Genomic DNA, 26,013 nt, shown 5'->3' on the forward strand with positions numbered 1-26,013 from the left:
CCCCTACTCGCCGTGGTGCTTGGGGACGAACTTCGGACCGTCGACGCCGTAGCCGGCCTTCTTCATCACGCCACCGACGATGAGGCCGATGAGGACGACGCCAGCGGAGGCCCAGACGCCCCACGGCTGGTCGAACCAGAAGAACAGCGTGCCTGCCGCGAATCCGATCAGCATGATCACGACGGCGGTCCAGGCGGCCGGCGAGTGGCCTTCGCCGAGTTCTGCGGGCTCAGTGTTGCTCACGGTGCTCCTCGTTCTGCTCCGGCGTCGTCGGTCGAGCGACGCCCTGTCGATCCTACCGTGTCGTCACTCGGCGCCCCCGCGCCCGCGCCGTCGGCGGTGGTCGGGTCCACGCCCGCGCTCAGGTCGTCCCAGTCGACGACCGCGTCGCGCTGGACGGGAGCTGCTGCACGTGCTGCTGCGGCGGCTCCGGCGGTGGCGGCACCGTACTTCCGGCTCGGGCCGGGCCAGGCCCGCTGGACCACGATGACGACCACGCCGAGCAGCACGGCGAGCACGCCGCCCGCGATCCCGACGGCGGGCCACGGGCTCACGGAGACGCTCGACACGACACCGCGGACGGCACCGAGGTCACTGACCCCGGCGACCTCGCCAACGGCACCGCGTGCGGCGGCGATCGGGTCGCCGAGGGCGGTGATGCCGCTGACGACCACGCCGAGGCCGAGCAGGATCTCGACGGCGGCGAGCACGATGCGCAGCACCCGCCCCGCGATGGTCATCGCCAGGAAGAGCGCGAGGCTCGCGATCGCCAGCGCGGTGTACTGCGGCACGACCGCCGCCCCGTCGGCCGCGACCGTCGAGGTGACGGCGGCGCCGGCGTGCAGGCGGACGGTGAACCAGGTCTGGGTCCAGGCGAGCATGATGACGCCGGCGACCAGGAGCCCGGCGACGACGACGATCGGACGCGAGCGCTTCACGAGCGGACCTCGCGCATCCGGTTGGCGGTGGCGACGGCACGCAGCGGGGCGGCGGCCTTGTTGACCGCCTCGACGTGCTCGGTCTCCGGATCGGAGTCCGCGACGAGTCCGGCACCGGCCTGCACGCGGGCCACGCCGTCCTTGATCAGGGCGGTCCGGATCGCGATCGCCAGGTCGGCGTCACCCGCGAAGTCGAAGTACCCGACGACACCGGCGTACGCACCGCGCTTCGCCGGCTCGAGCTCGTCGATGATCTCGAGCGCACGCGGCTTCGGCGCGCCCGAGAGCGTGCCGGCCGGGAACGTCGCCCGGAACACGTCGATCGCCGAGGCGTCGGGGCGCACCCGCCCCTCGACGCTCGACACCAGGTGCATGATGTGACTGAACCGCTCGACGGTCATGAACTCGGTGACGCTGACGGTGCCCGGCTCGCACACCTTCTGCAGGTCGTTGCGTGCGAGGTCGACGAGCATCAGGTGCTCGGCGCGCTCCTTCGGGTCGCCGAGCAGGTCCTCGCCGAGGTGGACGTCCGCTTCCGGGGTCGCACCGCGCGGGCGGGACCCGGCGATCGGGTGCGTGATGGCGCGGTCGCCCTGCACCTTGACCAGCGCCTCTGGCGATGCGCCGACGATCCAGAACCGCTCGTCGGCGGTGTCCGCGAGGGCGAGGAAGTACATGTACGGACTGGGGTTCAGCGTCCGGAGCACCCGGTAGACGTCGAGCGGGTCGGCCGTGACCTCGTGGTCGAACCGCTGCGAGATGACGACCTGGAACACGTCACCGTCGCGGATGAAGCCCTTCGAGCGCTCGACGGCCGCCATGTAGTCGGCCGGACTCGTGCGGTGGGTGGGGGTCGGCTCGGCGATCTCGAAGGCCTCGGCCACGGTCGCGACGCTCGGCTGCACCAGGTCGCCCTGCATGCGGTCGAGGCGCTGCTGCGCGTCCGCCCAGAGCGTGTCCGCGTCGTCGGTGCCGTCGTTCAGCACGCTCGCGACGAGCAGCACGAGACCGGTGCGGTGGTCGAGCGCGGCGAGTTCGGAGACGAAGGACAGCGCCTGTCCGGGCACGTCGAAGTCGGCCGGCGGCACGTTCGGCAGGTGCTCGAGCTGGCGCACGGCCTCCCACCCGATGAAGCCAACGGTCCCGCCGACGAGCGGCGGCGATCCGGGCACGCGGGGCGTCGCCCAGCGCTCGTGCAACCGTGCCAGGACCTCGAGGGGCGCGCCGTCGAGCGACCCGACGGCGCGCTCGGCGTCGATGCCGGTGTCGATCCAGGCCGCGCGGTCGCCGTCCTGGGTCAGGACGCCGAAGCTCCGCACGCCGACGAACGACCAGCGCGACCACAGGCCGCCCTGGCCGGCGGACTCGAGCAGGAAGGACCCGGGGCGGCCGTCGGCGAGCTTGCGGTAGACGCCGACCGGCGTCTCGCTGTCGCCGTACAGCGCGCGGACGACCGGCAGGACACGGTGGTCGCCGAGCAGGCCGTCGAACTCCGGTCGGGAGGTCGTGTGCGGGGTCTCGGAGATCGTCGCGGTGGTCATCGGGTCGGCTCCACGGCCGTGTCCGCCGGGGCGGACATGGTCACGGGCGCGAGCGGGTCGACGTCGAAGCACCGGTGCGCACCGGTGTGGCACGCAGCCCCGACCTGCTGCACCGTGACGAGGAGCGTGTCGTCGTCGCAGTCCAGCGCGGCACCGCGGACGTACTGGGCGTGTCCCGACGTGTCGCCCTTCCGCCAGTACTCGTTCCGCGACCGCGACCAGAAGGTCACACGGCCTTCGGTGAGGGTGCGGCGGAGGGCTTCCCGGTCCATGTAGCCGAGCATGAGGACGTCCTTCGACGATTCCTCCTGCACGATGGCGGGGAGCAGGCCGTCCGCACCGAAGTGTGCGCGGTCGAGGACCGCCTCGGTGTCGGTGCTGGTGCTGTCGGTCATGAGGCTCCTAGCCTACGGCGGCGGATCAGCGGACGGCGTGGCCGGTCGCGCGGAGCGCGGCCTTGACGTCCCCCACGGTCATCTCGCCACGGTGGAAGACGCTGGCGGCGAGGACTGCATCCGCACCCGCGTCGACGGCCGGGGCGAAGTGCTCGACGCGACCCGCGCCTCCCGAGGCGATCACCGGGACCGACGAGACGGCGCGCACCGCGGCCACGAGTTCGAGGTCGAACCCGTTCTTCGTGCCGTCGGCGTCGATGGAGTTGACGAGCAGCTCCCCCGCGCCGCGCTCGACGGCCTCGCGTGCCCACGCGATGGCGTCGAGGTCGGACTCGGTCCGCCCGCCGTGGGTGGTGACCACGAAGCCCGAGGGCATCCGGTCGGACCGCTTGACGTCGAGCGACAGCACGACGGCCTGGGCACCGAACCGGTCGGCGATCTCGCCGATGAGCTCGTGCCGGGCGATCGCTGCGCTGTTCACGCCGATCTTGTCCGCGCCGCACTGCTGCAGCCGCGAGACGTCGTCGACGCTGCGGACTCCGCCGCCGACGGTGAGCGGGATGAAGACCTGCTCGGCCGTCCGGGTCACGGTGTCGTACATCGTCGCCCGGTTCTCGACCGTGGCGCCGACGTCCAGGAAGGTCAGCTCGTCGGCACCCTGCTCGTAGTACCGAGCCGCGAGCTCGACGGGGTCACCGGCGTCCTGCAGGTCGAGGAAGTTGACGCCCTTGACGACGCGGCCGCCCTTGACGTCGAGGCACGGGATGACCCGGACCGACACGCCTCCGGGGGTCACAGGCGTGCGGCGTGGATCGGGCTGACGAGGATCGCCCGGGCGCCGAGGTCGTAGAGCGCGTCCATGATGAGGTTCGCGTCGTCGCGCGGGATCATCACGCGGACCGCGGCCCAGTCGCGGTCGTGCAGCGGTGAGACCGTGGGCGACTCGATGCCGGACGCCACCGCGGTCGCCTGCTCGAGCAGGGCCGTGGGGACGTCGTAGTCGAGCATCACGTAGCCACGGGCGACGAGGACGCCCTGCAGCCGTCGGCGGAGCACGTCGATGCCCGGGATGGTCTCGTCGGTGGAGACGAGCACCGCGGTCGACTCGAGGATCACCGGGCCGAAGATCTCGAGGCCCGCCTGCCGGAGCGTGCTGCCCGTCGACACGACGTCGGCCACGGCGTCGGCGACCCCGAGCCGCACGGCGCTCTCGACGGCGCCGTCGAGCTTCACGAGCGTGGAGCTGACCCCGTGCTCGGCGAGGAACGCACCGACCAGTCCGGGGTAGCTCGTGGCCACACGCACGCCGTCGAGGTCCTGCAGCGAGGCGAACCGACCCGGGGTGCCGGCGAACCGGAAGGTGGAGTCGGCGAAGCCGAGCGCGTCGACCTCGTGCGCCTCGGACCCGGAGTCGAGCAGCAGGTCGCGGCCGGTGATGCCGACGTCGAGCGCGCCGGACCCCACGTACGTGGCGATGTCCCGCGGGCGGAGGAAGAAGAACTCGACGCCGTTGCGCTCGTCGAGCAGGTGCAGCGCCTTCGGGTCGCGGCGGCCGGCGTACCCGGCCTCCCGCAGCATGTCGGACGCGGTCTCGGACAGGGAGCCCTTGTTGGGCACGGCGATGCGGAGCATCAGTGGGTCTGCTTTCTGTGGGGTCGTCGGCGGTCGTCGGTGCGCCGGGCGGCGCTTCCTACAGATGTCGCCAGACGTCCGCCGGGGTGAGCCCCTTGGCGACCATGAGGACCTGGAGGTGGTAGATCAGCTGCGAGATCTCCTCCGAGGTGCGCTCGTCGCCCTCGTACTCGGCCGCCATCCAGACCTCGGCGGCTTCTTCCACGATCTTCTTGCCGATCTGGTGCACGCCGGCGTCCAGTTCGGCGACGGTGCCGGAGCCCTCGGGGCGCGTGCGCGCCTTCTCGGTGAGCTCCTGGAACAGGTCGTCGAACGTCTTCACGGGGTCCAGGCTACCGGTCTCCGCTGACGCTTCCGACGCACCGTCCGGACGGGAGGCAGTGGTCGCCTCGGTGAAGCCGGTGCGCTCCGGCGCTCCCCAGGTCACGAGCGAGCCCGAGCGGCGGCCTCGCGCAGGTCGGCGATGCGCGCAGCGGGTTCGCCGCCGTACACCGCGGAGCCCGCGACCAGCGTGTCAGCGCCGCTCCGCACGGCCTCGGGCACGGTGTCCACGGCGATCCCGCCGTCCACCTCGAGCCACACGTCGAGCCCGGAGGCGTCGACGGCGGCGCGGGCGTCGGCGAGCTTCGGCATCACGGACGGCATGAAGGACTGGCCGCCGAACCCGGGCTCGACCGTCATCAGCAGGATCATGTCGTAGGCGTCGAGGTGGTGCAGCACCTGCGTGATCGGGGTACCGGGCTTCACGGCGACGGCGGCCCGGGCACCGTTCGACCGGATCGCGGCGGCGGTCGCCACCGGGTCGTCGGCTGCCTCGAAGTGGAACGTGACGCTCGACGCACCCGTCTCGGCGTACTTCGGCGCGTTGCGGTCGGCGTCGGTGATCATCAGGTGCACGTCGAGCGGCACCGGCGACACCTGCTGCAGGCGCTGCACGATCGGCAGCCCGAGCGTCAGGTTCGGGACGAAGTGGTTGTCCATCACGTCGACGTGCACCAGGTCAGCGGTCTCGATGCGCTGGAGTTCGCGCTCGAGGTTCGCGAAGTCGGCGGACAGGATGCTCGGCGAGATGCGGATCGTCACCGGGCAAGCCTACCGGCGTGCCGTGGGCCGGGGCCTCAGTCGACGCGACGGAACAGCGCGATGAACATCGCGTCCGTCCCGATGCGGTGCGGCCACAGCTGCGCCGTGGCGCCGTCCGCGATCTCGGGGTCGCGTGCGGCGACACCCCGGACGATCGCGGCGGTGTCGAGCTGCTCGAGCCGGTCGCCGTGCCGCCCCATCAGCGCGTCAACCTGCCCGCGGGTCTCCGCCAGGTGCGGCGAGCACGTCACGTACGCCAGGGTCCCGCCCGGTGCGAGCACCCGGACGGCGGCGTCGAGCAGTTCGGTCTGCAGGGCAGCGAGCTCCTCGACGTCCTCGGGGAGCTTCCGCCAGCGGGCCTCCGGTCGGCGACGCAGCGCGCCGAGCCCGGTGCACGGGGCGTCGAGCAGGATGCGGTCGAAGGTCATCCCGGTGCCGTCGCGTCCGTACCGACGGGCGTCACCCTCGACGACCCGCACGTGGTCACCGAACACACCGAGCGCGTTCCGCACGAGTCCCGCGCGGGCGGGCACGAGTTCGTTGGCGACCAGGGTCGCCCCGCCCTGCTGCGCCTCGGCGGCGAGCAGCGCGGCCTTGCCGCCGGGCCCGGCGCACATGTCGAGCCACCGCTCGCCCGCACGCACGTCCGACGAGCGGCTCAGCGCCAGCGCGGCGAGCTGCGAACCCTCGTCCTGCACGCGCAGGCGTCCGGCGGCGACGCCCGGCACGCGCGCCGGGTCGCCGCTGATGCCGCGGATGCCGACGGGCGACACCGGCGCGGCGTCCGCCTGCACGACGGGCTCGTCGGCCCGGACGGGAGGCACGGTGCCCGTCGCGCCGTCGGCCTCCGGTTCGTCGTCGGCGGGCACCAGGGCCGCGGGCACGTCGTCCGCACCGGTCGCGTCGGCGAACGCGGCATCGGTGTCGTCGTCCGGAGCGGTGCGGGCGGTCGCGGTGGCGATGTCCTCGTCGGTGGCGAGGCCGGGCAGGGCCGCGAGCTGCACCCGGGGTGCGGCGTTGTCGGCGGCGAGCAGGGCGGCGAGCTCGTCGCGGGAACGTTCGGCGGCCAGGGCGTCGCGGAGCGCCGAGACGACCCAGACCGGGTGCGACCAACGGGTGGCGAGCAGGGCGTCCCCGGCGCGGCCCTCCGTGATCAGGGCGTCCCACTCCTGGTCGGTGCGGGCGGCGATCTTGCGCATCACGGCGTTCACGAACCCGGTCGCGCGGCGGGCACCGACCTCGCGGGCGAGCTCGACCGTGGCGTCGACGGCGGCGTGCGTCGGCGTGCGCATGGCGAGCAGCTGGTGCGCACCGAGACGCATCACGTCGAGGACGTCCGCCTCGATGTTCTCGGCCCGACGACCGGATGCCAGCGCGATGATCACGTCGTAGCGGCCGAGCATCCGGATCGACCCGTAGGTGAGCTCGGTCGCGAACCCGGCGTCGCGGGCGGTGAGCCCGGCGCGGCGGATGCGCGTCGGCAGCAGCAGGTTCGCGTAGGCGTCGTCGACCTGCACGGCGCGGAGCACGTCGAACGCCACGCGGCGGGCACTCGCCGGACGCGGGCCGCGGCGGGCACCCTGGGGCTTCGTCTGGGGGCTCATGCGAGGACCTTCCCGTCCAGTTCGCCGAGGCCACGGGCCCAGGCGGCGGCGTCCATCGCCTTCTTGCCCGCCGGCTGCACCTCGAGCAGCACGAGCGGGGTGTCGGCGGTCCCGACCAGCAGCCGGCCGCCGTGGAGTGCGAGCGCACCGGGCGCGAGCGACGGGGCGGGGTCCTGCGTGCCTCCTGGCTGGAGCGTGCTGCGGAGCAGCTTCAGGCGGGTCTCGCCCAGGTGGGCGTACGCGCCGGGCTCGGGCGTGACCCCGCGCAGCCGCGCGTGCACGGCGGCGGCGGGCGCGGCGAAGTCGATGCGGCCGTCGTCGATCGTGAGCTTCGGGGCGAGCGTGGGCTCGCCGGACTGCTCGGTCGCGACGGCGGTGCCGGCGGCGATGGCGTCCACGACGTCCGCCACCACGTCGGCGCCGACCTCGGCCATCGCCGCGAGGACCTCGCCCGAGGTCGCCTCGGGGTCGATCTCGAAGGGCAGGGCGGCGTAGACCGGGCCGGCGTCCAGCGCCTCGACCAGCTGGAAGACCGTCGCGGCGGTCCGGGTGTCGCCGGCCATCACCGCACGCTGCACGGGAGCCGCACCGCGGTACGCCGGCAGGTCGGAGAAGTGCAGGTTGATCCAGCCGTGCCGCGGGGCGTCGAGGGCCGGACGGCGGAGCAGTGCGCCGTAGGCGACGATCACGCCGAGGTCGACGTCGAGGTCCGCGATCCGGGCGGTGACGGCGTCGTCGACGCGCGAGGCCTCGATGACCGGCAGTCCGAGCTCCGCGGCGACGACGGCCACCGGGGTCGGGGTGAGGACACGCTTCCGGCCCTGCGGCGTGGCCGGCCGCGTGAGCACCGCGACGATCTCGTGGTCGGACGCCGCCAGACGGCGGAGGGTGGGGACGGCCGCAGCGGGGCTGCCGGCGACGACGAGACGCATGGGTTCGATCCTCCCACGCCGACGGGCCCACCCGACCCCGACCGCCTGTCCGGAGCACGCGGTGCTCGGCACTGCCTGTGCACCAGCAGAGCGTGGGCTGCGTAGGTTCTGGCTGCATCGACGGAAGGAGCACCATGACCGACCGAGACCTGCCCATCCCGGACTTCGACCACGTCCCGCTCGGCAACCTGACGGAGCACCTGACGGCCCTCGACCGCGAACAGCTCCAGGTGCTGCTCGACCACGAGCACGCCCACGGCGCGCGGTTGCCGGTGCTGGAGCGGATCCGTCACCGGATCGAGGCCCTGGACGGCGGTGCGGAGCCGACCGGTTCCGTTCCGGAGCACCTCCCCGAGACGTCTGCGGGGGCCTCGGCACCAGCGGACGTCACGCCGGCCACCGCCGGTCCGACGATCAACCCGCCGTCCCACGGCGTGCCCACCAACCCCGCGCAACCGCGCTGAGATCAGGAGACACCATGAGCGACGTCACCACCGCCACCAACCGCTACGCCGGTTCGTCCGTCCAGAAGGCCGCCCTCGTGGTCGGCATCGTGTTCCTGCTCGTCGGGATCGCCGGGTTCGTCCCGGGCATCACGACCGGTGACCTGGCCGGGGCCGGACACGAGTCGATGGGCATGCTGCTCGGCATCTTCCAGGTGTCCGTGCTGCACAACATCGTGCACCTGCTGTTCGGCGTCGTCGGACTGCTCGCCGCCAACCGCGCCTCCGGCTCGCGGATGTACCTGGTGATCGGCGGGATCGTCTACTTCGTGCTGTGGATCTACGGCCTGTTCACCGCCGGCCACAGCTCGGGTGCGAACTTCGTCCCGCTGAACAACGCCGACAACTGGCTGCACCTCGTGCTCGCCATCGGCATGGTCGCCCTCGGCGTCGTGCTGCCGCGCGAGCGTCGTCGGCCCGCCAACGCCTGACCCGCCAGCACCAGCCGGTCGCCGCACGGCGGCAGACCCCGAACGACACCGCCGACGTCCCACGACGTCGGCGGTGTCGTTCTGCGTCGTGCAGCGCCCGGGCCCACACGGACCCGGGCGCGGTCAGACCTCGGAGAACGGTTCCGCGTCGTCCAACCGCACCCGCAGCGTCGGAGCGGCCCGTCGGCGGTTGCCGCCCTTGAGCACCCGCCGGGTCGACGAGCGCCGGATCACCTCGGCCTTGAGCGTCGCGGCGACCTCGGCCCCGTGCGCGTACGGGAACCGCACGATGGCCCGGACCGTTCCCGGCAGGGCGTCGTCCTCGACCGGGACCGGGCCGAGCACCGGACCGACGACAGCGTCGCCGAGGGCCTCGACCGCAGCGGTGACGGCCTCGTCGGTGCCGGTCATCGTCGCCACCCGCACCGCCGGCGGGAAGTGCAGTTCGCGGCGGTCGGTGAGCTCGTCGTGCGCGGGACCGTCGAGCCGCCACAGGGCCATCGCCGACGCCAGCCGACCGCCGATCCCGACCAGGTACACCTCGGCACCGGGGGCCGACTTCGCGGCGGCGTTCGTCCAGAAGCGCAGCACGTCCTCCTGCACCCGCAGCCCTTCGCGGGCGAGCATCTTCTCGCCGTCGAGCAGCAGCACGCAGGCGTACCCGCCCGGCACCGACGGCTCGGCCCCACGGGTGGCGACGACGACCGATGGCTTGGCGGGAACCTCGTCGAGCGGGCGGGAGCCGTCCGCGACGATGATCCGGGTGCCGGGGAACGCCCGCCCGAGCTCCTCCGCGGTGCGCTGTGCCCCCTGGCCGACCGGCTTCACGGTGCCGTTGCCGCACGTCGGGCAGCGGAACCCGACGGCCAGGGCGCCGCAGAACCGGCACTGGGGCGTGGCGCCGCGATGCGGGCTGCCGAGCGGCCCGCCGCAGACCCGGCAGTGCGCGCGTTCGCCGCACTCGGCGCAGACCAGCCCCGTACCGAAGCCCGGGCTCGCGACCTGCACCAGGACGGCACCGTGCTGGCTGGCCTCGCGCGCGGCACGCCAGGCGGAACTCGGGATGCGCGCCTGTGCGGCGAACCCCTCGGCCCCGGTCTGCTGCACGGTGGGGATGACCTTCGGCGTCTTCACACGGTAGGGCACGACGTCCTGCAGCCAGTGCAGCTCCACCAGCCGTTGCACGTCGGTGCTGCGCGCGTGTGAGACGAACAGCAGCGCGGCCCCGGACTGGGCGGCCCGCACCAGGGCCACGTCACGCGTGTGCACGTAGGGGGCCCGCTGCTCGATGAACGAGGCGTCGCCGTCGTCCCACATCGCGATCAGGCCGAGCTCCGTCGCCGGCGCGTACATCGCCGTACGGTTGCCGATCGCGACCACCGGGTGCGTGCGGGCCTGCAGCAGGGCCTTCGCGCGCTGCCCGTTCGTCTGTTTGGCGTCGAACCGCACCACCCGTTCCGGCGGCAGCACGGCGAGCAGGGTGCGCTCGAGGTCGATGACGTCGCGGAAGTCCGGCACGGCGATCACCGCGGACTGCTCGGCCGCCACCGTGTGTGCGGCGGCCTGGGCGAGCGTCGCGGCCCACCCCGGGACCCAGACCGGTGCGTCCGCGTCACCCACCGCCACGGGCTGGGGCACGGCGGCGACCGCGGCGCGCCCGTGCTCCGTCACCACGGCCTCCAGGACGCCGTCGGCGTAGCCGGTGACGGGCGGGGCGGTCACCGGCGGCGGCGACCACGCGGTGTCACGGGCGAGCCAGGCCTTCTCGGCGCGCACCTGCCGCGGTGGCACGGCCAGGCGCAGGACGTCCGAGGCGACACCCGCGGCGCGGTCGGCGACGGCGCGCGCGAGGGTCCAGATCTCCGGCGCCAGCACGGGCACCGGGGACAGCACGGCCTCGATCTGGCTGAGCTCACCGGGGTACTCACCCTCGGTGACGATCTCGACCACGTAGCCGTCGGACATCCGGGCCCCGGTGCGCAGCGGCACCTTGACGCGGACCCCCGCGACGCAGTCGTCCTCGAGCTCGGCCGGCACCCGGTAGTCGAACAGACGGTCCAACTGCGGGAGCGGCGAGTCGAGGACGACGCGCGCGACGGTGGTCACGCGGTGCTTCAGACGGTCGCGGCGACGAGTCCTGCGGCGGCGCGGAGTTCCTCGACACGGTCGAGCTGCTCCCACGTGAACCCGGGGAGCTCGCGGCCGAAGTGGCCGTAGGTCGCGGTCTGCGCGTAGATCGGTCGGAGCAGGTCGAGGTCGCGGATGATCGCGGCCGGACGCAGGTCGAAGACCTGGCGGATGGCGGCCTCGATCGTGGCGTCGTCGACGTGTCCGGTGCCGAAGGTCTCGACGTACAGCCCGACGGGCTTCGCACGGCCGATCGCGTAGGCGACCTGCACCTCGAGCCGGTCGGCGAGCCCCGCGGCAACCGCGTTCTTGGCGACCCAGCGCAGCGCGTACGCCGCCGAACGGTCGACCTTCGACGGGTCCTTGCCGCTGAACGCGCCGCCACCGTGACGGGAGGCCCCGCCGTAGGTGTCGACGATCACCTTGCGGCCGGTGAGCCCGGCGTCGCCCTGGGGACCACCGATCTCGAAGCGACCGGTCGGGTTCACGATGACGTCGACGTGCGACGAGTCGAGGTCGACCAGGTCGAGGACCGGACGGATCACGTGCTCGGTGATCGCCGCGGTGAGCTCGTCGAGCGTGACGCTCGGCGAGTGCTGCGTGGAGAGCACGACGGTCTCGACGGTCTTCGGCACGACGCCGTCGTACCCGATGGTGACCTGGGTCTTGCCGTCCGGACGCAGGAACGACAGCTCGCCCGACTTCCGGACTGCGGCCAGGCGCTCGGCCAGCCGGTGCGCCAGCCAGATCGCGACCGGCATGTACTCGGGGGTCTCGTTCGTCGCGAAGCCGAACATGATGCCCTGGTCGCCGGCGCCCTGACGGTCGAGCGGGTCGACCGCACCGGTGCGGGAGTCGAGCGACTCGTCCACACCCTGCGCGATGTCGGGCGACTGCGCGCCGATCGAGACCTCGACACCGCAGGTGGCACCGTCGAACGAGACGTCCGACGAGTTGTAGCCGATGCCGGTGATGACGTCACGGACGAGCTTGGGGATCTCGACGTAGCCGGAGGTCGTGACCTCGCCGGCGACGTGCACGAGCCCGGTGGTCACCATCGTCTCGACGGCGACGCGCGCGTTCGGGTCGACCGTCAGCAGTGCGTCGAGGATGCTGTCCGAGATCTGGTCGCAGATCTTGTCGGGGTGCCCCTCGGTCACCGACTCGGACGTGAAGAGGCGGAGAGCAGCTGCAGTCACCGGGATCAGTCGGTGGGCTGCTGCTGCTTGGTGACGGTGAGCTTGTCCTCGTTGATCTCGTGGAGCGCGACGGACAGCGGCTTGTCGTCGATCGTCGAGTCGACGAGCGGTCCGACGTTGTCGAAGAGCGAGCCCTCGTGCAGGTCGGCGTAGTAGTCGTTGATCTGGCGGGCGCGCTTCGACGCGAAGATGACGAGCGCGTACTTCGACTCGACCTTGCTGAGCAGGTCGTCGATGGGCGGGTCGATGATGCCCTGGGGGTTGGCCATGGTGTCTCCTCGAAGTCAGTGCACCCGTCAGGGCGCAGAGAACAAGTCTACGACCTCACGTGCCGCGGTGCCGACATCGGAGTTCACGATCCGCACGTCGAACTCGTCCTGCGCGGCCAGCTCGACCTTCGCGGTCTCGAGGCGACGGGCCTGTTCCTCCGCGGATTCGGTCCCGCGGCCGATCAGCCGGCGCACCAGTTCCTCCCACGTCGGGGGCAGCAGGAACACGAGCACCGCCTCGGGCATGGCGTCGCGGACCTGCCGGGCGCCCTGCAGGTCGATCTCGAGCATGACCTTCTCGCCGGCGTCGAGCGCGCGGTCGATCGGCGGGCGCGGGGTGCCGTACCGGTACGAGTTGTGGACGGTCGCCCACTCGAGCAGCTCGCGGTCGCGGATCATGCGGTCGAACTCGTCGTCGTCCACGAAGTAGTAGTGCACGCCGTCGACCTCGCCGGGGCGCGGCTTCCGGGTGGTGGCGGAGACGCTGAGGTTGACGTCCGGGTAGTGCTGTCGGATGTGCGCGCTGACCGTGCCCTTGCCGACCGCGGTGGGTCCGGCGAGCACGACGAGCTTCGAGGCGCCACGCTTGCGACCGCGGGCGGCGAGCCAGTCCGCCAGGGCGGTCCGCTGCCGGGTCCCCAGGCCACCCAGGCGCTTCGAGGGGGCGATCCGCAGGGTCCCCATGATCGCCTCGGCTCGTGCGGGGCCGATCCCCGGCAGGCTGACGAGCAGGTCACGGACCCGGAGCGAGCGTTCCGCCGAGGTCGTCTCGACCAGCGAGTCGTCCCACGCGGCACGGGCGACGTCGAGTGCCGAGCGCTCCCCCGACGCGATCGCGGCCTTCACCGCGGCCCGGGCGCGTCGCGCGGCCACCGCGGCCTTCGCCGCGGCGACCCGGTCCACCTCTGGCGGGGTCCGGTGGGCGGGCAGGCCCTCGTGCTCGTCGGTCACGCTGCCGCCGCCAGTGCGGTGCGGATGCGGTGGGCGCGCTCGGTGACGAGCGCCGCGACGCCGTCCGGACCGTCGGTCAGCAGGCCGCGCGACTCGCTCACGAGCACCTGCTCGGCACGCGCGCCGTACAGCGCACGGAGGTCCTCGATGCGGGCGCCCTGGGCACCGAAGCCCGGTGCGAGGACCGGCGCGGTGCCGATCGCGTCCGCGTCGATGCCGAAGTCGTCGAGGTGAAGGGTCGCGCCGAGCACGAGCCCGACGTCGCCGAGGGCCTGATCGCCCACGGACCGGTTGTCGTCTGCCACGTCCAAGACGATACCGGCCGCGACCGTCCGGCCGGTACGCGGTCCTTCCGCGAGCACCGCGGTCTGCAGCACCCGCGCCTCGGGGTTGCTCGTCGCCGCGAGTACGAAGACCCCGGCACCGTTCCGGCGCGCGACGTCGATCGTGCCCCGGAGCGAGTCGTACCCGAGGTACGGCGACACCGTCATCGCGTCGGCCGCGAACGGCCCGGCGCGGTCGAGCCACGCCAGCGCGTAGTCGTCACCGGTGGTCCCGATGTCGCCCCGCTTCACGTCGGCGACGACCAGGAGGCCCGCGTCGCGTGCCCGACGGATCGTCGCGTCGAGCGCACGGTAGCCCGCCACCCCCGCCGCCTCGAAGAAGGCGACCTGCGGCTTCACGATCGCCGCGCGGCCGGCGGCCGCGTCGACCAGGGTCGCGCTGAATGCCGTCAGGCCCTGCTCGTCGCGGGCGAGCCCCCACGCCGCCAGGGTGGCGGCGTGGGGGTCGATGCCGACGCAGAGCGGTGAACGCTCCCCCATGGCGGACGCGAGGCGGTCGCCGAAGGAGGCCGGGCCTCCTGACCGGGTCGTTGCCACGCTGGCAGCCGTCACCAGGTCGCGCGCTCGAGCGCGTAGTCCTGCAGGCTGCGGACGTTGAGCGGCGAACCGATCGTCTCGATCGCCGCGACGGCCGCCCCGATCTGCGCGATCGTCGTGAACAGCGGCTTGTCCGCCGCGACCGTGGCCGCACGGATCTCGTACCCGTCCGCACGACCGGCGGCACCCGACGGCGTGTTGATCACGATGTCGACCTCGCCCCTGGCGAGCAGGTCGACGACGCTCTCGCCGCCCTGGCTGTACTTGCCGACGATCCCGACCTCGATGCCGTTGCGGCGGAGGATCTCCGCCGTGCCCTCGGTCGCGATGATCGTGAAGCCGAGCTGCTGCAGGCGGTGCACCGGCAGCACGATCGCGCGCTTGTCGGTGTCGGCGACGCTCACGAAGACCGTGCCGCTGGTCGGCAGGCCGCCGTACGCGGCGTCCTGCGACTTGAGGAACGCCCGCGGGAAGTCGCGGTCGATGCCCATGACCTCGCCGGTGGAGCGCATCTCGGGGCTGAGCACCGAGTCGACGACCTGGCCTTCGCGGGTGCGGAAGCGACGGAAGGGCAGCACGGCCTCCTTCACGGCGACCGGCGACTGTGCGGGGACGAACGCCCCGTCACGCTCGGGCAGCATGCCCTCGGCGACGAGCTCGGCGACCGTGGTGCCGGTCATGATGCGGGACGCGGCCTTGGCCAGCGGGATGCCGAGCGCCTTCGAGACGAAGGGCACGGTGCGGCTGGCGCGCGGGTTCGCCTCGAGGACGTAGAGCACGCCGGCGCCGATGGCGAACTGGACGTTGAGCAGGCCCTGCACGCCGATGCCGCGGGCGATCTTCTCGGTCGCGTCGACGACGCCCTGGATCTCCGCGCGGCCGAGGCCGACCGGGGGCAGGGTGCAGGCCGAGTCGCCGGAGTGGATGCCGGCCTCTTCGAGGTGCTCCATGATGCCGCCGATGTAGAGCCGCTCGCCGTCGAAGAGCGCGTCGACGTCGATCTCCACGGCGTCGTCCAGGAACCGGTCGACCAGCAGCGGGAGCTCCGGGCCGATGATCGCCTGGTCAGCCATCCGGTCGAAGTAGTCCGCGAGCGACGGGGAGTCGTAGAGGATCTCCATGCCGCGGCCGCCGAGCACGAACGACGGGCGGACGAGGACGGGGTACCCGATCTCCTCGGCCACCGTGGTCGCGCTCGCCAGGTCGTGGGCGGTGCCGTTCCGCGGTGCGAGCAGACCGGCGGCGTCGAGGATGGCGGAGAACTGCCCGCGCTCCTCGGCCGAGTCGATCGCGGTGGGGCTGGTGCCGAGGATCGGGATGCCCGCGGCCTCGAGCGGCTTCGCCAGGCCGAGGGCGGTCTGGCCACCGAGCTGCACGACGACGCCGACGAGTTCGCCGGACGCGGCCTCGGCCTCGATGACCTCGAGGACGTCCTCGGCGGTCAGCGGTTCGAAGTACAGGCGGTCGGAGGTGTCGTAGTCGGTCGACACGGTCTCGGGGTTGCAGTTGATCATGATCGTCTCGAACCCGGCGGCGCTCAGCGCGAAGGACGCGTGCACGCACGAGTAGTCGAACTCGACGCCCTGTCCGATGCGGTTCGGGCCGGAGCCGAGGATGACGACCTTCTTGCGGTCGCTCGGCGTGATCTCGGTCTCGGTGTCGTACGAGGAGTAGTGGTACGGCGTCAGGGCGGGGAACTCGCCGGCGCAGGTGTCGACGGTCTTGAAGACCGGTCGGATGCCCTGGGCGTGCCGCTCGTCACGGACCTGCTGCTCGGAGACCGGTGCCGCGTCCGTGCTGCGCAGGCTCGCGATCTGGGTGTCGCTGAAGCCGTGCTCCTTCGCCCAGCGCATCGTGTCCGCGTCGAGGGTCTCGGCGGCCCGGACCTCGTCCGCGACCTCGTTGATGAGCACGATCTGGTCGATGAACCAGGGGTCGATCTTGGTGGCCTCGAAGACCTCGTCCGCGGTGGCACCCGCGACCAGGGCCTGCTGGACCGTGACGATGCGGCCGTCGGTCGGGATCGACGACTTCGTCAGCAGGGCGTCCTTGTCGAGCTCGGCCGCCGGGGTGTCCCAGTGGAAGCTCGACCCGCGCTTCTCGAGCGAGCGCAGCGACTTCTGCAGTGCCGTCGCGTAGTTCCGGCCGATGGCCATCGCCTCGCCGACGCTCTTCATCGTCGTGGTGAGGGTGGCGTCGGCGGCCGGGAACTTCTCGAACGCGAACCGCGGGGTCTTCACGACCACGTAGTCGAGGGTCGGCTCGAAGCTCGCCGGGGTGACCTTCGTGATGTCGTTCTCGATCTCGTCGAGCCGGTAACCGATGGCGAGCTTCGCGGCGATCTTGGCGATCGGGAAGCCCGTGGCCTTCGACGCGAGGGCCGACGAGCGGGACACGCGGGGGTTCATCTCGATGACGATGACGCGGCCGTTGGACGGGTCGACGGCGAACTGGATGTTGCAGCCACCGGTGTCGACGCCGACGCGACGGATGATGTCGATGCCGATGTTCCGCATGTTCTGGTACTCGCGGTCGGTCAGGGTCAGCGCGGGGGCGACCGTGATCGAGTCACCGGTGTGGACGCCGACCGGGTCGACGTTCTCGATGGAGCAGATGACGACGGTGTTGTCGTAGTTGTCGCGCATCAGCTCGAGCTCGTACTCCTTCCAGCCGAGGATGGACTCCTCGAGCAGGACCTCGGTCGTCGGGCTGGACTGCAGCCCGTCGCCGACGAATCGGACGAGTTCGGCCTCGTTGTAGGCGAAGCCCGAGCCGAGGCCGCCCATGGTGAACGACGGGCGGACGACCAGCGGGTACCCGAGGTCCTTCGCGAACTCCTTCGCTTCCTCCAACGTGTGCGCGATGTGGCTGCGGGCGACGTCGGCACCGGACTCGAGCACGAGCTCCTTGAAGAGCTGGCGGTCCTCGCCGCGCTGGATCGCCTCGACCTTGGCGCCGATGAGCTCGACGCCGTGCTTGGCGAGGATGCCGGCCTCGTCGAGCGCGATGGCCGCGTTCAGGGCCGTCTGGCCGCCGAGGGTCGGCAGGACGGCGTCCGGCTTCTCGATGCGGATGATCTCCTCGAGCGACGCGTTCGTGATCGGCTCGATGTAGGTCGCGTCGGCGAAGTCGGGGTCGGTCATGATCGTCGCCGGGTTCGGGTTGACCAGGATGACCCGTACGCCCTCGGCCCGGAGGACGCGGCACGCCTGGGTGCCGGAGTAGTCGAACTCGGCGGCCTGACCGATGACGATCGGGCCGGAGCCGATGACGAGGACGGAGTTGATGTCTGCGCGCTTGGGCATCAGTTCGCTTCCTTGGTGATGTCTGCTGCGGGGGTCGTGGCATCGGCGGTGGCCGCGTCGAGCGGCTCCCCGTCGCGACGCTCGCGCACCATGTCCGCGAACCGGTCGAAGAGGTACATGCTGTCGTGCGGTCCGGCGGCGGCCTCGGGGTGGTACTGCACGCTGAACGCCGGCACGTCGAGCGCGCGGAGGCCCTCGACCACGTTGTCGTTCAGCGAGTAGTGCGAGACCTCGACCCGACCGAACCCGGCCGGGGACTCGAGGACCTCGCCGAGGGGCGCGTCGACCGCGAAGCCGTGGTTCTGGCTCGTGATCTCGACCTTGCCCGTGGTCGTGTCGAGCACCGGCTGGTTGATCCCGCGGTGGCCGAAGGGCAGCTTGTAGGTGCCGAAGCCGAGCGCGCGGCCGAGCAGCTGGTTGCCGAAGCAGATGCCGAAGAACGGGCGGCCGGTGCGCAGGCTGTCCTGCAACAGCTCCACCTGTGCGTCCGACGCGGCGGGGTCGCCGGGGCCGTTCGAGTAGAACAGGGCGTCCGGTGCGAGGGCTTCCAGCTCCGCAGCGGAGATGTCCTGCGGCACCACGTGCACCTCGAAGCCGCGGGCCGCGAGGTACCGGGTGGTCGAGGCCTTCACGCCGAGGTCGAGCACGGCCAGGGTGCCGATCTGCTCGCCGACGGCGGGGACGACGTAGGTCTTCGGGGTGGACACGACCGCCGAGAAGCTCGCGCCGGCCATCGTCGCCTGCGACACGACCGCGTCCAGCTGCGACTCGGCGGACAGCGCCGCGTCCGGACCGCTGAAGACGCCGCCCTTCATGGCGCCGGCGTCACGGATGCGGCGGGTGAGTGCGCGGGTGTCGATGCCGGAGATGCCGACGATGCCGTCGCGCACCAGGTGGTCGTCGAGCGTGGCGTTCGCGCGGTGGTTCGACACCACGCGGCTGGGGTCGCGCACCACGTACCCGGCGACCCAGATGCGACGGGACTCGGGGTCCTCGTCGTTCACCCCGGTGTTGCCGATGTGCGGCGCGGTCTGCACCACGATCTGTCCGGCGTAGGAGGGGTCGGTCAGCGTCTCCTGGTAGCCGGTCATGCCGGTCGCGAAGACCACCTCGCCGAGCGTGCGCCCACGGGCGCCGTAGGCCCAGCCGTCGTACCGGGTGCCGTCTTCGAGGACCAGGACGGCCCGTTCGCGTGTCATGCTTTCTTCCCTTCGCCCGCGGTTCGCGGAGCATCGGCCGCAGTCGCCTGCGGCCCGGTCTCGGTCAGTCCCTGCAGGGCGTGCAGCGCGGCTGCGTCGCCCTCCGGGAACCGGAAGTAGGTGTCCAGGTCCGTCGCACCTGCGGCGCCGGTCGCCGTCCATCGCAGACGGACCAGTCCCCCGGGTTCGACCACTCGGTCGATCGCCCACGTGGAGCGGTCGGCGCCGCGGACCGCGTCACGCGCGATCCAGCGGTCGTCGGTACCGGCGAGGCGCATCACCACGCCGGTCGCGTGGACCGTCACCCCGCCGCGGCCGCGGAACCCGAGGCCGCCTGCGGTGATGCGTTCCAACGGCTGGTCGGCGCGGGTCGTCGCGACGGTGAATCCGTCCCACGACCCGACCGCCGGTGCCAGGTCGGCCGGCACGCGGACTGGAGGCACGGCTTCCGCCTGCTTCCTGGTCCGCGTCCGCCAGGTGCGCGCCATCGCGACGAACAGGGCGGCGACCGCGAGCAGGATCACCGCGCCGAGGAGCCATCGCTGCGCGTCGCCGCTCATGCGCGCGCCCCTGTCCGGAGCGCCGCGGCGTGCGCCGCGATCGTGTCCGCGTCGACGACGCGGCCGTCGAGCACCGTCGCGTACCCCTGGTGGAAGGTCGCGACGACCCGGCCGGGCAGCGTCATGCCGAGGTACGGCGAGTTCTGCGACTGCCCGGCGAGGTCGGCGACCGCGAACTCACGGCGGGCCGACGGGTCGTAGAGCGTGATCTCGGCGGGTGCTCCCTCGGCGATGCGCTGCCCGTGCCCCTCGACCTGGCCGATCCGCGCCGGCGCCTCGGACAGCACCCGGGCGACGTCGGCCCAGTCGAGCCGGCCGTCGTCGACCACGGCGGACTGCACCACGCTCAGCGCGGATTCGAGGCCGACCATGCCGTTCGCGGCGGCGGGCCACTCGCAGCACTTCGCCTCGGCGGTGTGCGGCGCGTGGTCGGTCGCGACGATGTCGATGGTGCCGTCGGCCAGGGCCGCGCGGAGCGCCTCGACGTCCTCGCGGGCGCGGAGCGGCGGGTTCACCTTGTAGCGGGCGTCGTAGCCGGGCGCACCGTCGTGGCCGGCGATGAGGTCCTCGGTGAGCACCAGGTGGTGCGGGGTGACCTCGGCCGTGACGTCGATGCCGCGGGACTTCGCCCACCGGATCACCTCGACGCTGCCGGCCGTCGAGACGTGGCAGACGTGCAGACGTGCTCCGACGTGGTCGGCGAGCAGGACGTCGCGGGCGATGATCGCCTCTTCCGCGACGGCGGGCCATCCGGCGAGGCCGAGCTCCGAGGACAGCCGGCCCTCGTTCATCTGCGCACCGATGGTCAGCCGGGGCTCCTGGGCGTGCTGCGCGAGCACCCCGCCGAAGCCCTTGATGTACTCGAGTGCGCGGCGCATGAGCAGCGGGTCGGCCACGCAGGAGCCGTCGTCCGAGAACACCCGGACCTTCGCCCGCGAGGTCGCCATCGCGCCGATCTCGGACAGGTGCGTGCCCTGCAGCCCCTGCGACACGGCGCCGATCGGGCGGACCGTCACGTAGCCCGCGTCGTCGCCGAGTGCCTGGACCTGCTCGACGACCCCGGCGGTGTCGGCGACGGGGCTCGAGTTCGCCATGGCGTTCACGGCGGTGAAGCCACCGGCGGCCGCGGCACGCGAGCCGGTGAGGACGGTCTCGGACTCCTCGTGACCGGGCTCGCGCAGGTGCGTGTGGAGGTCCACGAGGCCGGGCAGGGCGATGAGGCCGTCCGCGTCCACGGTGGTGGCGCCAGCCGTGTCGAGACCGGACCCGACCGCGGTGATGCGCCCGGCCTCCAGGCGGATGTCGGCACGCGAGCCGTCGACCAGCTGCGCGCCACGGATCAGGTGAGCGGTCATGCGGCGGACTCCTTCGCGTCGGTGCCGGTTCCGGCACTGCCCGTCAGGGCGAGGTAGAGGACGGCCATCCGGACCGAGACGCCGTTCTCGACCTGCTCGACGACGGTCGAACGGGGGTCGTCGGCGGCGACGCCGGCGATCTCGAGCCCGCGGTTCATCGGGCCGGGGTGCATGATCAGCGTGCGCTCGGACAGCCGCCCGAAGCGCGCCGCCGTCAGGCCCCAGTGCCGCGTGTACTCGCGCGGGTTCGGGAAGAAGGCGTCGTTCATGCGCTCCTGCTGGATGCGGAGCGTCATGACGACGTCCGGGTCCTCGGCGAGGGCCGTGTCGAGGTCGTGGTGCACCGCGGCGCCGAACGGGGTCGGGGTGGCGGGCAGCAGCGTCGGCGGCGCGGCGAAGGTCACGCTCGCGCCGAGGGTGCGGAGCAGCCAGGCGTTCGACCGGGCGACCCGGCTGTGCAGCACGTCGCCGATGATCAGGACGCGCACGCCGTCGAGGCCCTGACCGCGCGAGCCGGCGCCGTGCAGGCGGCGGCGCATGGTGAAGGCGTCGAGCAGCGCCTGCGTCGGGTGTTCGTGGGTGCCGTCACCGGCGTTGACCACCGGCACGTCGATCCAGTCGGCGTCGGCGAGCACCCGCGGGGCGCCCGATGCACCGTGGCGCATGACGATGCCGTCGATGCCCATCGCACCAAGGGTCTGCACGGTGTCCTTCAGGGATTCGCCCTTCGAGACGCTCGAGCCCTTCGCGGCGAAGTTCAGGACGTCGGCGGACAGGCGTTTCGCGGCGGCCTCGAACGAGATGCGCGTGCGCGTGGAGTCCTCGAAGAACAGGTTCACCACGGTCTTGCCGCGCAGGGCCGGGAGCTTCCGGACCTCGCGCGTGTTGACCTCGGCCATCTCCTCGGCGACGTCGAGGATGTGGACGGCCTGGTCGCGGGACAGGTCGGCGGTGGAGAGCAGGTGCCGCATCACGCCACCCCCTGCTCGATGAACACGGTGTCGTCGCCGTCGGTCTCGGCCAGGTGCAGCGTGACCCGCTCGTCGGACGCGGTCGGCAGGTTCTTGCCCACGTGGTCCGCGCGGATCGGCAGCTCGCGGTGGCCGCGGTCGACGAGCACGGCGAGCCGGACGGCACGCGGCCGGCCGATGCCCTGCAGCGCGTCGAGCGCGGCTCGGACGGTGCGACCGGAGTACAGCACGTCGTCGACGAGCACGACGACCTTGCCGTCGATGCCGCCGGCGGGGATGACCGTCCGGTGCGGCGCGCGGCCGATGCCGTGGCCGAGGTCATCGCGGTGCATGGTGACGTCGAGCGTGCCGACACGCTCCGTCCCGATGCCACCGGCGGCCGAGGACCACTCCGGCTCGATGCCGGCCAGGATCCGGCCGAGGCGTTCCGCCAGGACGGCGCCGCGGGTCGGGATGCCGAGGAGCACGAGGTCCGAGCCCCCGTGGTTGGCTTCGAGGATCTCGTGCGCGATGCGTGTCAGGGCACGCGTGATGTCGGGCTGTTGCAGGACCGTTCTGGTTCCCACGTCGACCCCCTTCCCCGCCTCACTGGACGGCATTAAAGGATGCTGACGTGGTCAACCCTACCGGGACTCCTGGTCTCCTGCGACCGTCCGACCGGACGGTGCACGACCGCCGGCGACGGCCCCGAGCACGCCGTTGACGAAGCCGGCGGAGTCCTCGGTGGACAGCGACTGCGCGAGCTCCACCGCCTCGGCGATGGCGACGGCGTCGGGCACCTCCGGGTTGAACCGGAGCTCCCAGACGGCCATCCGCAGGATGCAGCGGTCGAGGACCGGCATCCGGGCGATCGACCAGCCCTGGGCGTGGTCGACGATGACGGAGTCGATCTCGTGACGGGCGTCGTCGACACCGGTGACGATCTGGCGGGCGTAGTCCCAGCTGGAGGCACGCTCCGGCTGGTCCAGGTGCCGGACCGTCTCGGTGGCGAGCACGTCCGCGATCGGCAGCTCGCGCACCTCGGCGACGTACAGCATGTCGAGGGCGCGCTTGCGGGCCTTCGAACGAGCACTCATACGGTCAGCGCCTAGGAGTTGACGCGGCCGAGGAAGCTGCCGTCGCGCGTGTCGATCTTCACCAGGGTGCCGCTCTCCAGGTACAGCGGGACCTGGATGCGGTGGCCGGTCGCGATGATGGTCGCGTCCTTGGTGCCGCCGGAGGAACGGTCACCCTGCAGGCCCGGCTCGGTCTCGACCTCGGTGACGATCGACGTCGGGAGCTCGACGTACAGCGGGTTGCCCTCGTTCATCGCGATGGTGACCATCGCGGACTCGAGCAGGTAGTTCTTGGCGTCGCCGACCACGGTCGCGGAGACCGGGATCTGGTCGTACGTGTCGGTGTCCATGAACACGTAGGAGTCGCCGTCCTCGTAGAGGAACTGGTAGTCACGACGGTCGACGACGGCGGTGTCGATCTTCGCGCCGGCGTTGAACGTGCGGTCGACGACCTTGCCGGAGACGACGTTCTTGAGCTTCGTGCGGACGAACGCGCCGCCCTTGCCCGGCTTGACGTGCTGGAACTCGACGACCGACCACAGCTGGCCGTCGATGATGAGAACGGCGCCGTTCTTGATGTCTGTGGTACTGGCCATGAGTCGTCGGTGTCCCGTTCGGTCGTGTTGTGAAGTGTCCTCGGGCCGCGGACGGCCCCGGACGAGTGTAGCGGACGCCCGCCCGGCGGCCGGAGCGGTGCGCGTGCGTGCCGGACGCGCCGGTCCGGGCGGGCGCCGGGCCCGCGGTCAGCGCCGCCGTCGGGCGAGCCAGGCGTCGATCGCCGCCCAGCCGAGCAGCACCACCGCCGCTCCCCCGAGCAACCCGCCCGCGACCCCCGTGGACAGGGCCGCCGTCGGTCGTGCCGGCAACGACAGGTAGACGATCGCCAGGATCCCCGCCCCCGCACCGAGCAGCACGAGCAGGATGCGCCGGATCATCCCGGACACGAGCTGCCGGTCGCGGCTGTCCGCGAAGAGCCGGATGTTCACCGTGAACCGGCCGGTCTCGATCGCCTCGCCGATGCGGTCCACCCGGCGGGGCAGGCGACGAGCGGCCGACACGACGCCGAGCAGCTCCTTCGCCGCCAGGTCGCGGAGCTTGCCCGGCCGGAGCTGGTCGGTGATCTGCTCCCGGGCGAGTCCGCGGGACTCCTCGAGCAGGTCGAACGACGGTGCGAGCGTGCGGAGCGTGCCCTCGAAGATGGCCAGCGCGCGGGCCGCGGCGACGAAGTCCGGCGGTGGCTTCAGCCGGTACCGCCCGAAGACCTCGACCGCGTCGTCCACGGTGTCGACGCCGATGCGCGCACCCGGGCCGAGCTCGTCCGCGACGAAGCGGGCGATGTCCCGACGGAAGTCGGGCTCGTCGTGCGCATCGCGCACGGGTGCCATCCGCAGGACCGCATCGGCGATCCGCGACGTGTCGTCCTGCAGGTACGCGGCCAACAGGTCCTGGACCGTGTCCCGGAGACCCGGGTCGAGCCTCCCGACCGATCCGAAGTCGATCAACGCGGGCCGCCCGTCGGGCAGCACCAGGACGTTCCCCGGGTGCAGGTCTGCGTGGTACAGGCCGTCGAAGACGACCTGGCGCAGGAAGGCGCGGAGGATGGCGCGCATCGGCGCGTCGAGGTCGCGCTCGGAACGCTCGGCGCGGATCGCGCTGAGCGTGTCGCCCTCCAGGAACTCCATCACGAGCACACGCCGGCCGGACAGGTCCGGGTAGGGGTCCGGGAACCGGACCTCGTCCGGACGCGCGCTGCGGGCATGGGCCGCACGCAGCGCGGTGAGGTTCCGGAGCTCGGAGACGAAGTCGACCTGCCGGATCAGGTCGTCCGCGTACTGGCCGGCGATGTCCTGCACGCCGACCTGCCGCGCCTCGGTCGACCACCGGGCCATGAACCGGACGACCCGCAGCGCGATGTCGACGTCGCGGCGCACCGCGGCGTCGATCCCCGGCCGCTGCACCTTCACGGCGACCGCGGTGCCGTCGGGCAGCCGGGCGCGGTGCACCTGCGCGATGGACGCCGCTGCGACGGGCACCGGGTCGAAGGTCGCGAAGACCTGGTCGACCGGGGCACCGAGCTCCTGCTCGAGGAGCGCACGGACCTCGTCCGCCGGTGCCGCCGTGACGTTCCGCTGCAGGTGGGCGAGTCCCTCGGTCCACTCCTCGGGCAGCAGGTCGTCACGGGTGGACAGCAGCTGGCCCATCTTCACGAATCCACCACCGGCTTCCTCGAGCGCCCGGCGTAGGTGCTCGGCCTGGTCGCGACGCAGGTCCGACGTTGCCGGGTCGTGCGAGAAGTCGAGACGACGGAACGGCACCAGGTGGTGGCGGCGGGCGATCGAGAGGAGTTCGGTGAAGCGGCGACCACGGGAGCGCAGGGTGCCGGTGTCGGCATCGCGCGGTCCGGAGAGGTCGCTCAGTCGGGGTGGGGTGGGCACGCCCGCCAGTTTGCTCCCCGGTGCTGGGTCCGCAGCGTGCGGGTCGCCCGGTCCGTCGCGTCGCCCCGTCCTCCTCCACAGCCTGGAGGCCCGGTGCGGCTTCCACAGGTCGGCGCGGGCCCGGCGCGGGGCTCGGTCCTGGAGCGAGACACTCGTGCCGTGGAGACAGCACTGATCGCGGCGTGCATCGCCGCCGGAGCGGCGATCGTCGCGGCCGTCGTCAGCTGGTTCGGGGCGTTCCAGAGTCGACGGACGTCCGATCGTGACCACGCCTGGCATCGGTTCACCTGGGCCGTCACGCAGCGGCCGGACATGAACAGATACGACATTTCGACAACGGTGCTCCGAGACTTGGAGACCGTACCGTGGTGGTCGAAGGCCGATCGCCGACTCGCGAGCCGAGCGCTCCGCAGGCGAGCCAGCGCCGACCAGGCACATGACGACGACGAACGAAGGGACCCCGACTGATGTCGATCCTGCGACCGCTCCCCGACGCGCCCGACCTCGACGAGGACGACGACGTCCTCTTCGCCTGGGACCACGGCGCCACCGTCGACGAATGGCGGGAATCCCAGCGCACGGGCGTGGTCACCGTCTCGACGCGTGTCACCTGGTGGTGGCGCAGGATGCGACGGGTCCTGCGCTGA

General features: G+C 72.2%; 28 protein-coding genes. 4 read left to right on the forward strand and 24 right to left on the reverse strand.

Translation table 11 applies throughout. From position 1 onward, the window contains the following. Positions 1–3 precede the first annotated feature (3 nt). From DEJ19_RS10310 to fmt, 10 genes are all read right to left on the reverse strand, one after another. Positions 4–243 carry an HGxxPAAW family protein gene (locus DEJ19_RS10310; RefSeq protein WP_017887200.1) on the reverse strand — a complete coding sequence of 80 codons (240 nt, stop codon included), beginning with the start codon at positions 241–243 and terminating at the stop codon, positions 4–6. Further along, positions 240–938, reverse strand: coding sequence for a Trp biosynthesis-associated membrane protein (locus DEJ19_RS10315; protein ID WP_111232990.1), 699 nt, complete (start codon positions 936–938; stop codon positions 240–242). Before DEJ19_RS10315 ends, DEJ19_RS10310 begins: the two co-directional genes overlap by 4 nt. Next, positions 935–2,479, reverse strand: coding sequence for an anthranilate synthase component I (locus tag DEJ19_RS10320; protein WP_071403728.1), 1,545 nt, complete (start codon positions 2,477–2,479; stop codon positions 935–937). Before DEJ19_RS10320 ends, DEJ19_RS10315 begins: the two co-directional genes overlap by 4 nt. Next, the gene (hisI, locus tag DEJ19_RS10325) at positions 2,476–2,874 is read right to left on the reverse strand and encodes a phosphoribosyl-AMP cyclohydrolase (RefSeq protein WP_110864563.1); all 399 of its coding nucleotides are present in this window, start codon (positions 2,872–2,874) and stop codon (positions 2,476–2,478) included. The genes DEJ19_RS10320 and hisI overlap by 4 nt, the downstream gene beginning before the upstream one ends. A 25-nt stretch (positions 2,875–2,899) precedes the next feature. Then, positions 2,900–3,655 carry an imidazole glycerol phosphate synthase subunit HisF gene (gene hisF / locus DEJ19_RS10330; RefSeq protein WP_232536485.1) on the reverse strand — a complete coding sequence of 252 codons (756 nt, stop codon included), beginning with the start codon at positions 3,653–3,655 and terminating at the stop codon, positions 2,900–2,902. 11 nt (positions 3,656–3,666) lie between these two features. Next, on the reverse strand, positions 3,667–4,506 hold the full coding sequence (hisG, locus tag DEJ19_RS10335) for an ATP phosphoribosyltransferase (RefSeq protein ID WP_027465727.1): 840 nt from the start codon (positions 4,504–4,506) through the stop codon (positions 3,667–3,669). Between the two features lie 58 nt (positions 4,507–4,564). Continuing rightward, positions 4,565–4,828 (reverse strand): phosphoribosyl-ATP diphosphatase, encoded by a 264-nt coding sequence (locus tag DEJ19_RS10340; protein ID WP_027465728.1) that lies wholly within the window; start codon positions 4,826–4,828, stop codon positions 4,565–4,567. A gap of 101 nt (positions 4,829–4,929) precedes the next feature. Further along, positions 4,930–5,589, reverse strand: coding sequence for a ribulose-phosphate 3-epimerase (gene rpe, locus DEJ19_RS10345; RefSeq protein WP_110864565.1), 660 nt, complete (start codon positions 5,587–5,589; stop codon positions 4,930–4,932). Between the two features lie 35 nt (positions 5,590–5,624). Next, positions 5,625–7,193, reverse strand: coding sequence for an RsmB/NOP family class I SAM-dependent RNA methyltransferase (locus DEJ19_RS10350; RefSeq protein ID WP_258370742.1), 1,569 nt, complete (start codon positions 7,191–7,193; stop codon positions 5,625–5,627). Further along, positions 7,190–8,125: a methionyl-tRNA formyltransferase gene (gene fmt, locus DEJ19_RS10355; protein WP_111232991.1), complete on the reverse strand. Its 936-nt coding sequence runs from the start codon at positions 8,123–8,125 to the stop codon at positions 7,190–7,192. The genes DEJ19_RS10350 and fmt overlap by 4 nt, the downstream gene beginning before the upstream one ends. Positions 8,126–8,259: 134 nt before the next feature. Between fmt and DEJ19_RS10360 the strand changes: the two genes are divergently transcribed. Both DEJ19_RS10360 and DEJ19_RS10365 read left to right on the forward strand, forming a co-directional pair. Beyond that, positions 8,260–8,589 (forward strand): DUF8129 domain-containing protein, encoded by a 330-nt coding sequence (locus tag DEJ19_RS10360; protein WP_111029259.1) that lies wholly within the window; start codon positions 8,260–8,262, stop codon positions 8,587–8,589. Between the two features lie 14 nt (positions 8,590–8,603). Further along, positions 8,604–9,059 (forward strand): DUF4383 domain-containing protein, encoded by a 456-nt coding sequence (locus DEJ19_RS10365; RefSeq protein WP_071403720.1) that lies wholly within the window; start codon positions 8,604–8,606, stop codon positions 9,057–9,059. A 123-nt stretch (positions 9,060–9,182) separates the two neighbouring features. On the opposite strand, the gene DEJ19_RS10370 is transcribed toward DEJ19_RS10365, so the two are convergent. The 14 genes from DEJ19_RS10370 to DEJ19_RS10435 all read right to left on the reverse strand — a co-directional run bounded on the left by DEJ19_RS10370 (position 9,183) and on the right by DEJ19_RS10435 (position 25,366). After that, entirely contained in the window at positions 9,183–11,165 is a 1,983-nt protein-coding gene (locus DEJ19_RS10370) for a primosomal protein N' family DNA-binding protein (RefSeq protein WP_111232992.1), read from the reverse strand. 8 nt (positions 11,166–11,173) lie between these two features. Then, the gene (gene metK / locus DEJ19_RS10375; RefSeq protein WP_110858970.1) at positions 11,174–12,385 is read right to left on the reverse strand and encodes a methionine adenosyltransferase; all 1,212 of its coding nucleotides are present in this window, start codon (positions 12,383–12,385) and stop codon (positions 11,174–11,176) included. A 5-nt stretch (positions 12,386–12,390) separates the two neighbouring features. Next, positions 12,391–12,654: a DNA-directed RNA polymerase subunit omega gene (gene rpoZ, locus DEJ19_RS10380; protein ID WP_017887186.1), complete on the reverse strand. Its 264-nt coding sequence runs from the start codon at positions 12,652–12,654 to the stop codon at positions 12,391–12,393. A gap of 27 nt (positions 12,655–12,681) precedes the next feature. After that, positions 12,682–13,605, reverse strand: a complete 924-nt coding sequence (gene gmk / locus DEJ19_RS10385) for a guanylate kinase (protein WP_239001435.1) — start codon at positions 13,603–13,605, stop codon at positions 12,682–12,684. After that, the gene (gene pyrF, locus DEJ19_RS10390; RefSeq protein ID WP_258377378.1) at positions 13,602–14,486 is read right to left on the reverse strand and encodes an orotidine-5'-phosphate decarboxylase; all 885 of its coding nucleotides are present in this window, start codon (positions 14,484–14,486) and stop codon (positions 13,602–13,604) included. The genes gmk and pyrF overlap by 4 nt, the downstream gene beginning before the upstream one ends. Positions 14,487–14,497: 11 nt before the next feature. Beyond that, complete coding sequence (gene carB / locus DEJ19_RS10395; protein WP_111232994.1) at positions 14,498–17,791, reverse strand: carbamoyl-phosphate synthase large subunit; 3,294 nt, start codon at positions 17,789–17,791, stop codon at positions 14,498–14,500. Beyond that, positions 17,791–18,990: a glutamine-hydrolyzing carbamoyl-phosphate synthase small subunit gene (gene carA, locus DEJ19_RS10400; protein ID WP_111232995.1), complete on the reverse strand. Its 1,200-nt coding sequence runs from the start codon at positions 18,988–18,990 to the stop codon at positions 17,791–17,793. The genes carB and carA overlap by 1 nt, the downstream gene beginning before the upstream one ends. Beyond that, a complete protein-coding gene (locus tag DEJ19_RS10405; RefSeq protein ID WP_051596738.1) occupies positions 18,987–19,550 on the reverse strand; it encodes a PH-like domain-containing protein in 564 nt (187 codons plus the stop codon). The genes carA and DEJ19_RS10405 overlap by 4 nt, the downstream gene beginning before the upstream one ends. After that, positions 19,547–20,905, reverse strand: a complete 1,359-nt coding sequence (locus DEJ19_RS10410) for a dihydroorotase (RefSeq protein WP_111232996.1) — start codon at positions 20,903–20,905, stop codon at positions 19,547–19,549. Before DEJ19_RS10410 ends, DEJ19_RS10405 begins: the two co-directional genes overlap by 4 nt. Then, positions 20,902–21,876, reverse strand: coding sequence for an aspartate carbamoyltransferase catalytic subunit (locus DEJ19_RS10415; protein ID WP_110864574.1), 975 nt, complete (start codon positions 21,874–21,876; stop codon positions 20,902–20,904). Before DEJ19_RS10415 ends, DEJ19_RS10410 begins: the two co-directional genes overlap by 4 nt. Next, positions 21,876–22,475 carry a bifunctional pyr operon transcriptional regulator/uracil phosphoribosyltransferase PyrR gene (gene pyrR / locus DEJ19_RS10420; protein ID WP_017887177.1) on the reverse strand — a complete coding sequence of 200 codons (600 nt, stop codon included), beginning with the start codon at positions 22,473–22,475 and terminating at the stop codon, positions 21,876–21,878. The genes DEJ19_RS10415 and pyrR overlap by 1 nt, the downstream gene beginning before the upstream one ends. A gap of 24 nt (positions 22,476–22,499) precedes the next feature. Next, positions 22,500–22,952 carry a transcription antitermination factor NusB gene (gene nusB, locus DEJ19_RS10425; RefSeq protein ID WP_027465744.1) on the reverse strand — a complete coding sequence of 151 codons (453 nt, stop codon included), beginning with the start codon at positions 22,950–22,952 and terminating at the stop codon, positions 22,500–22,502. Between the two features lie 11 nt (positions 22,953–22,963). Continuing rightward, positions 22,964–23,527 carry an elongation factor P gene (gene efp / locus DEJ19_RS10430; protein WP_017887175.1) on the reverse strand — a complete coding sequence of 188 codons (564 nt, stop codon included), beginning with the start codon at positions 23,525–23,527 and terminating at the stop codon, positions 22,964–22,966. A 147-nt stretch (positions 23,528–23,674) separates the two neighbouring features. Then, positions 23,675–25,366, reverse strand: a complete 1,692-nt coding sequence (locus DEJ19_RS10435; RefSeq protein WP_181441503.1) for an ABC1 kinase family protein — start codon at positions 25,364–25,366, stop codon at positions 23,675–23,677. A 159-nt stretch (positions 25,367–25,525) separates the two neighbouring features. Between DEJ19_RS10435 and DEJ19_RS10440 the strand changes: the two genes are divergently transcribed. Both DEJ19_RS10440 and DEJ19_RS10445 read left to right on the forward strand, forming a co-directional pair. Continuing rightward, positions 25,526–25,834, forward strand: coding sequence for a hypothetical protein (locus DEJ19_RS10440; protein ID WP_284176446.1), 309 nt, complete (start codon positions 25,526–25,528; stop codon positions 25,832–25,834). Continuing rightward, entirely contained in the window at positions 25,834–26,013 is a 180-nt protein-coding gene (locus tag DEJ19_RS10445) for a hypothetical protein (protein WP_110864577.1), read from the forward strand. Before DEJ19_RS10440 ends, DEJ19_RS10445 begins: the two co-directional genes overlap by 1 nt.

The organism is Curtobacterium sp. MCSS17_016 (genome assembly GCF_003234255.2).
Lineage (GTDB): Bacteria > Actinomycetota > Actinomycetes > Actinomycetales > Microbacteriaceae > Curtobacterium > Curtobacterium flaccumfaciens.

Bases quoted from the DNA above. Each gene is read 5' to 3' on its own strand.
- DEJ19_RS10320 (WP_071403728.1), bottom strand. From the start codon at position 2,479: ATGACCACCGCGACGATCTCCGAGACCCCGCACACGACCTCCCGACCG.
- hisI (WP_110864563.1), bottom strand. From the start codon at position 2,874: ATGACCGACAGCACCAGCACCGACACCGAGGCGGTCCTCGACCGCGCA.
- hisG (WP_027465727.1), bottom strand. From the start codon at position 4,506: ATGCTCCGCATCGCCGTGCCCAACAAGGGCTCCCTGTCCGAGACCGCG.
- DEJ19_RS10350 (WP_258370742.1), bottom strand. From the start codon at position 7,193: ATGAGCCCCCAGACGAAGCCCCAGGGTGCCCGCCGCGGCCCGCGTCCG.
- fmt (WP_111232991.1), bottom strand. From the start codon at position 8,125: ATGCGTCTCGTCGTCGCCGGCAGCCCCGCTGCGGCCGTCCCCACCCTC.
- DEJ19_RS10360 (WP_111029259.1), top strand. From the start codon at position 8,260: ATGACCGACCGAGACCTGCCCATCCCGGACTTCGACCACGTCCCGCTC.
- DEJ19_RS10365 (WP_071403720.1), top strand. From the start codon at position 8,604: ATGAGCGACGTCACCACCGCCACCAACCGCTACGCCGGTTCGTCCGTC.
- rpoZ (WP_017887186.1), bottom strand. From the start codon at position 12,654: ATGGCCAACCCCCAGGGCATCATCGACCCGCCCATCGACGACCTGCTC.
- carB (WP_111232994.1), bottom strand. From the start codon at position 17,791: ATGCCCAAGCGCGCAGACATCAACTCCGTCCTCGTCATCGGCTCCGGC.
- carA (WP_111232995.1), bottom strand. From the start codon at position 18,990: ATGACACGCGAACGGGCCGTCCTGGTCCTCGAAGACGGCACCCGGTAC.
- DEJ19_RS10405 (WP_051596738.1), bottom strand. From the start codon at position 19,550: ATGAGCGGCGACGCGCAGCGATGGCTCCTCGGCGCGGTGATCCTGCTC.
- DEJ19_RS10410 (WP_111232996.1), bottom strand. From the start codon at position 20,905: ATGACCGCTCACCTGATCCGTGGCGCGCAGCTGGTCGACGGCTCGCGT.
- DEJ19_RS10415 (WP_110864574.1), bottom strand. From the start codon at position 21,876: ATGCGGCACCTGCTCTCCACCGCCGACCTGTCCCGCGACCAGGCCGTC.
- pyrR (WP_017887177.1), bottom strand. From the start codon at position 22,475: ATGCCGTCCAGTGAGGCGGGGAAGGGGGTCGACGTGGGAACCAGAACG.
- nusB (WP_027465744.1), bottom strand. From the start codon at position 22,952: ATGAGTGCTCGTTCGAAGGCCCGCAAGCGCGCCCTCGACATGCTGTAC.
- efp (WP_017887175.1), bottom strand. From the start codon at position 23,527: ATGGCCAGTACCACAGACATCAAGAACGGCGCCGTTCTCATCATCGAC.
- DEJ19_RS10445 (WP_110864577.1), top strand. From the start codon at position 25,834: ATGTCGATCCTGCGACCGCTCCCCGACGCGCCCGACCTCGACGAGGAC.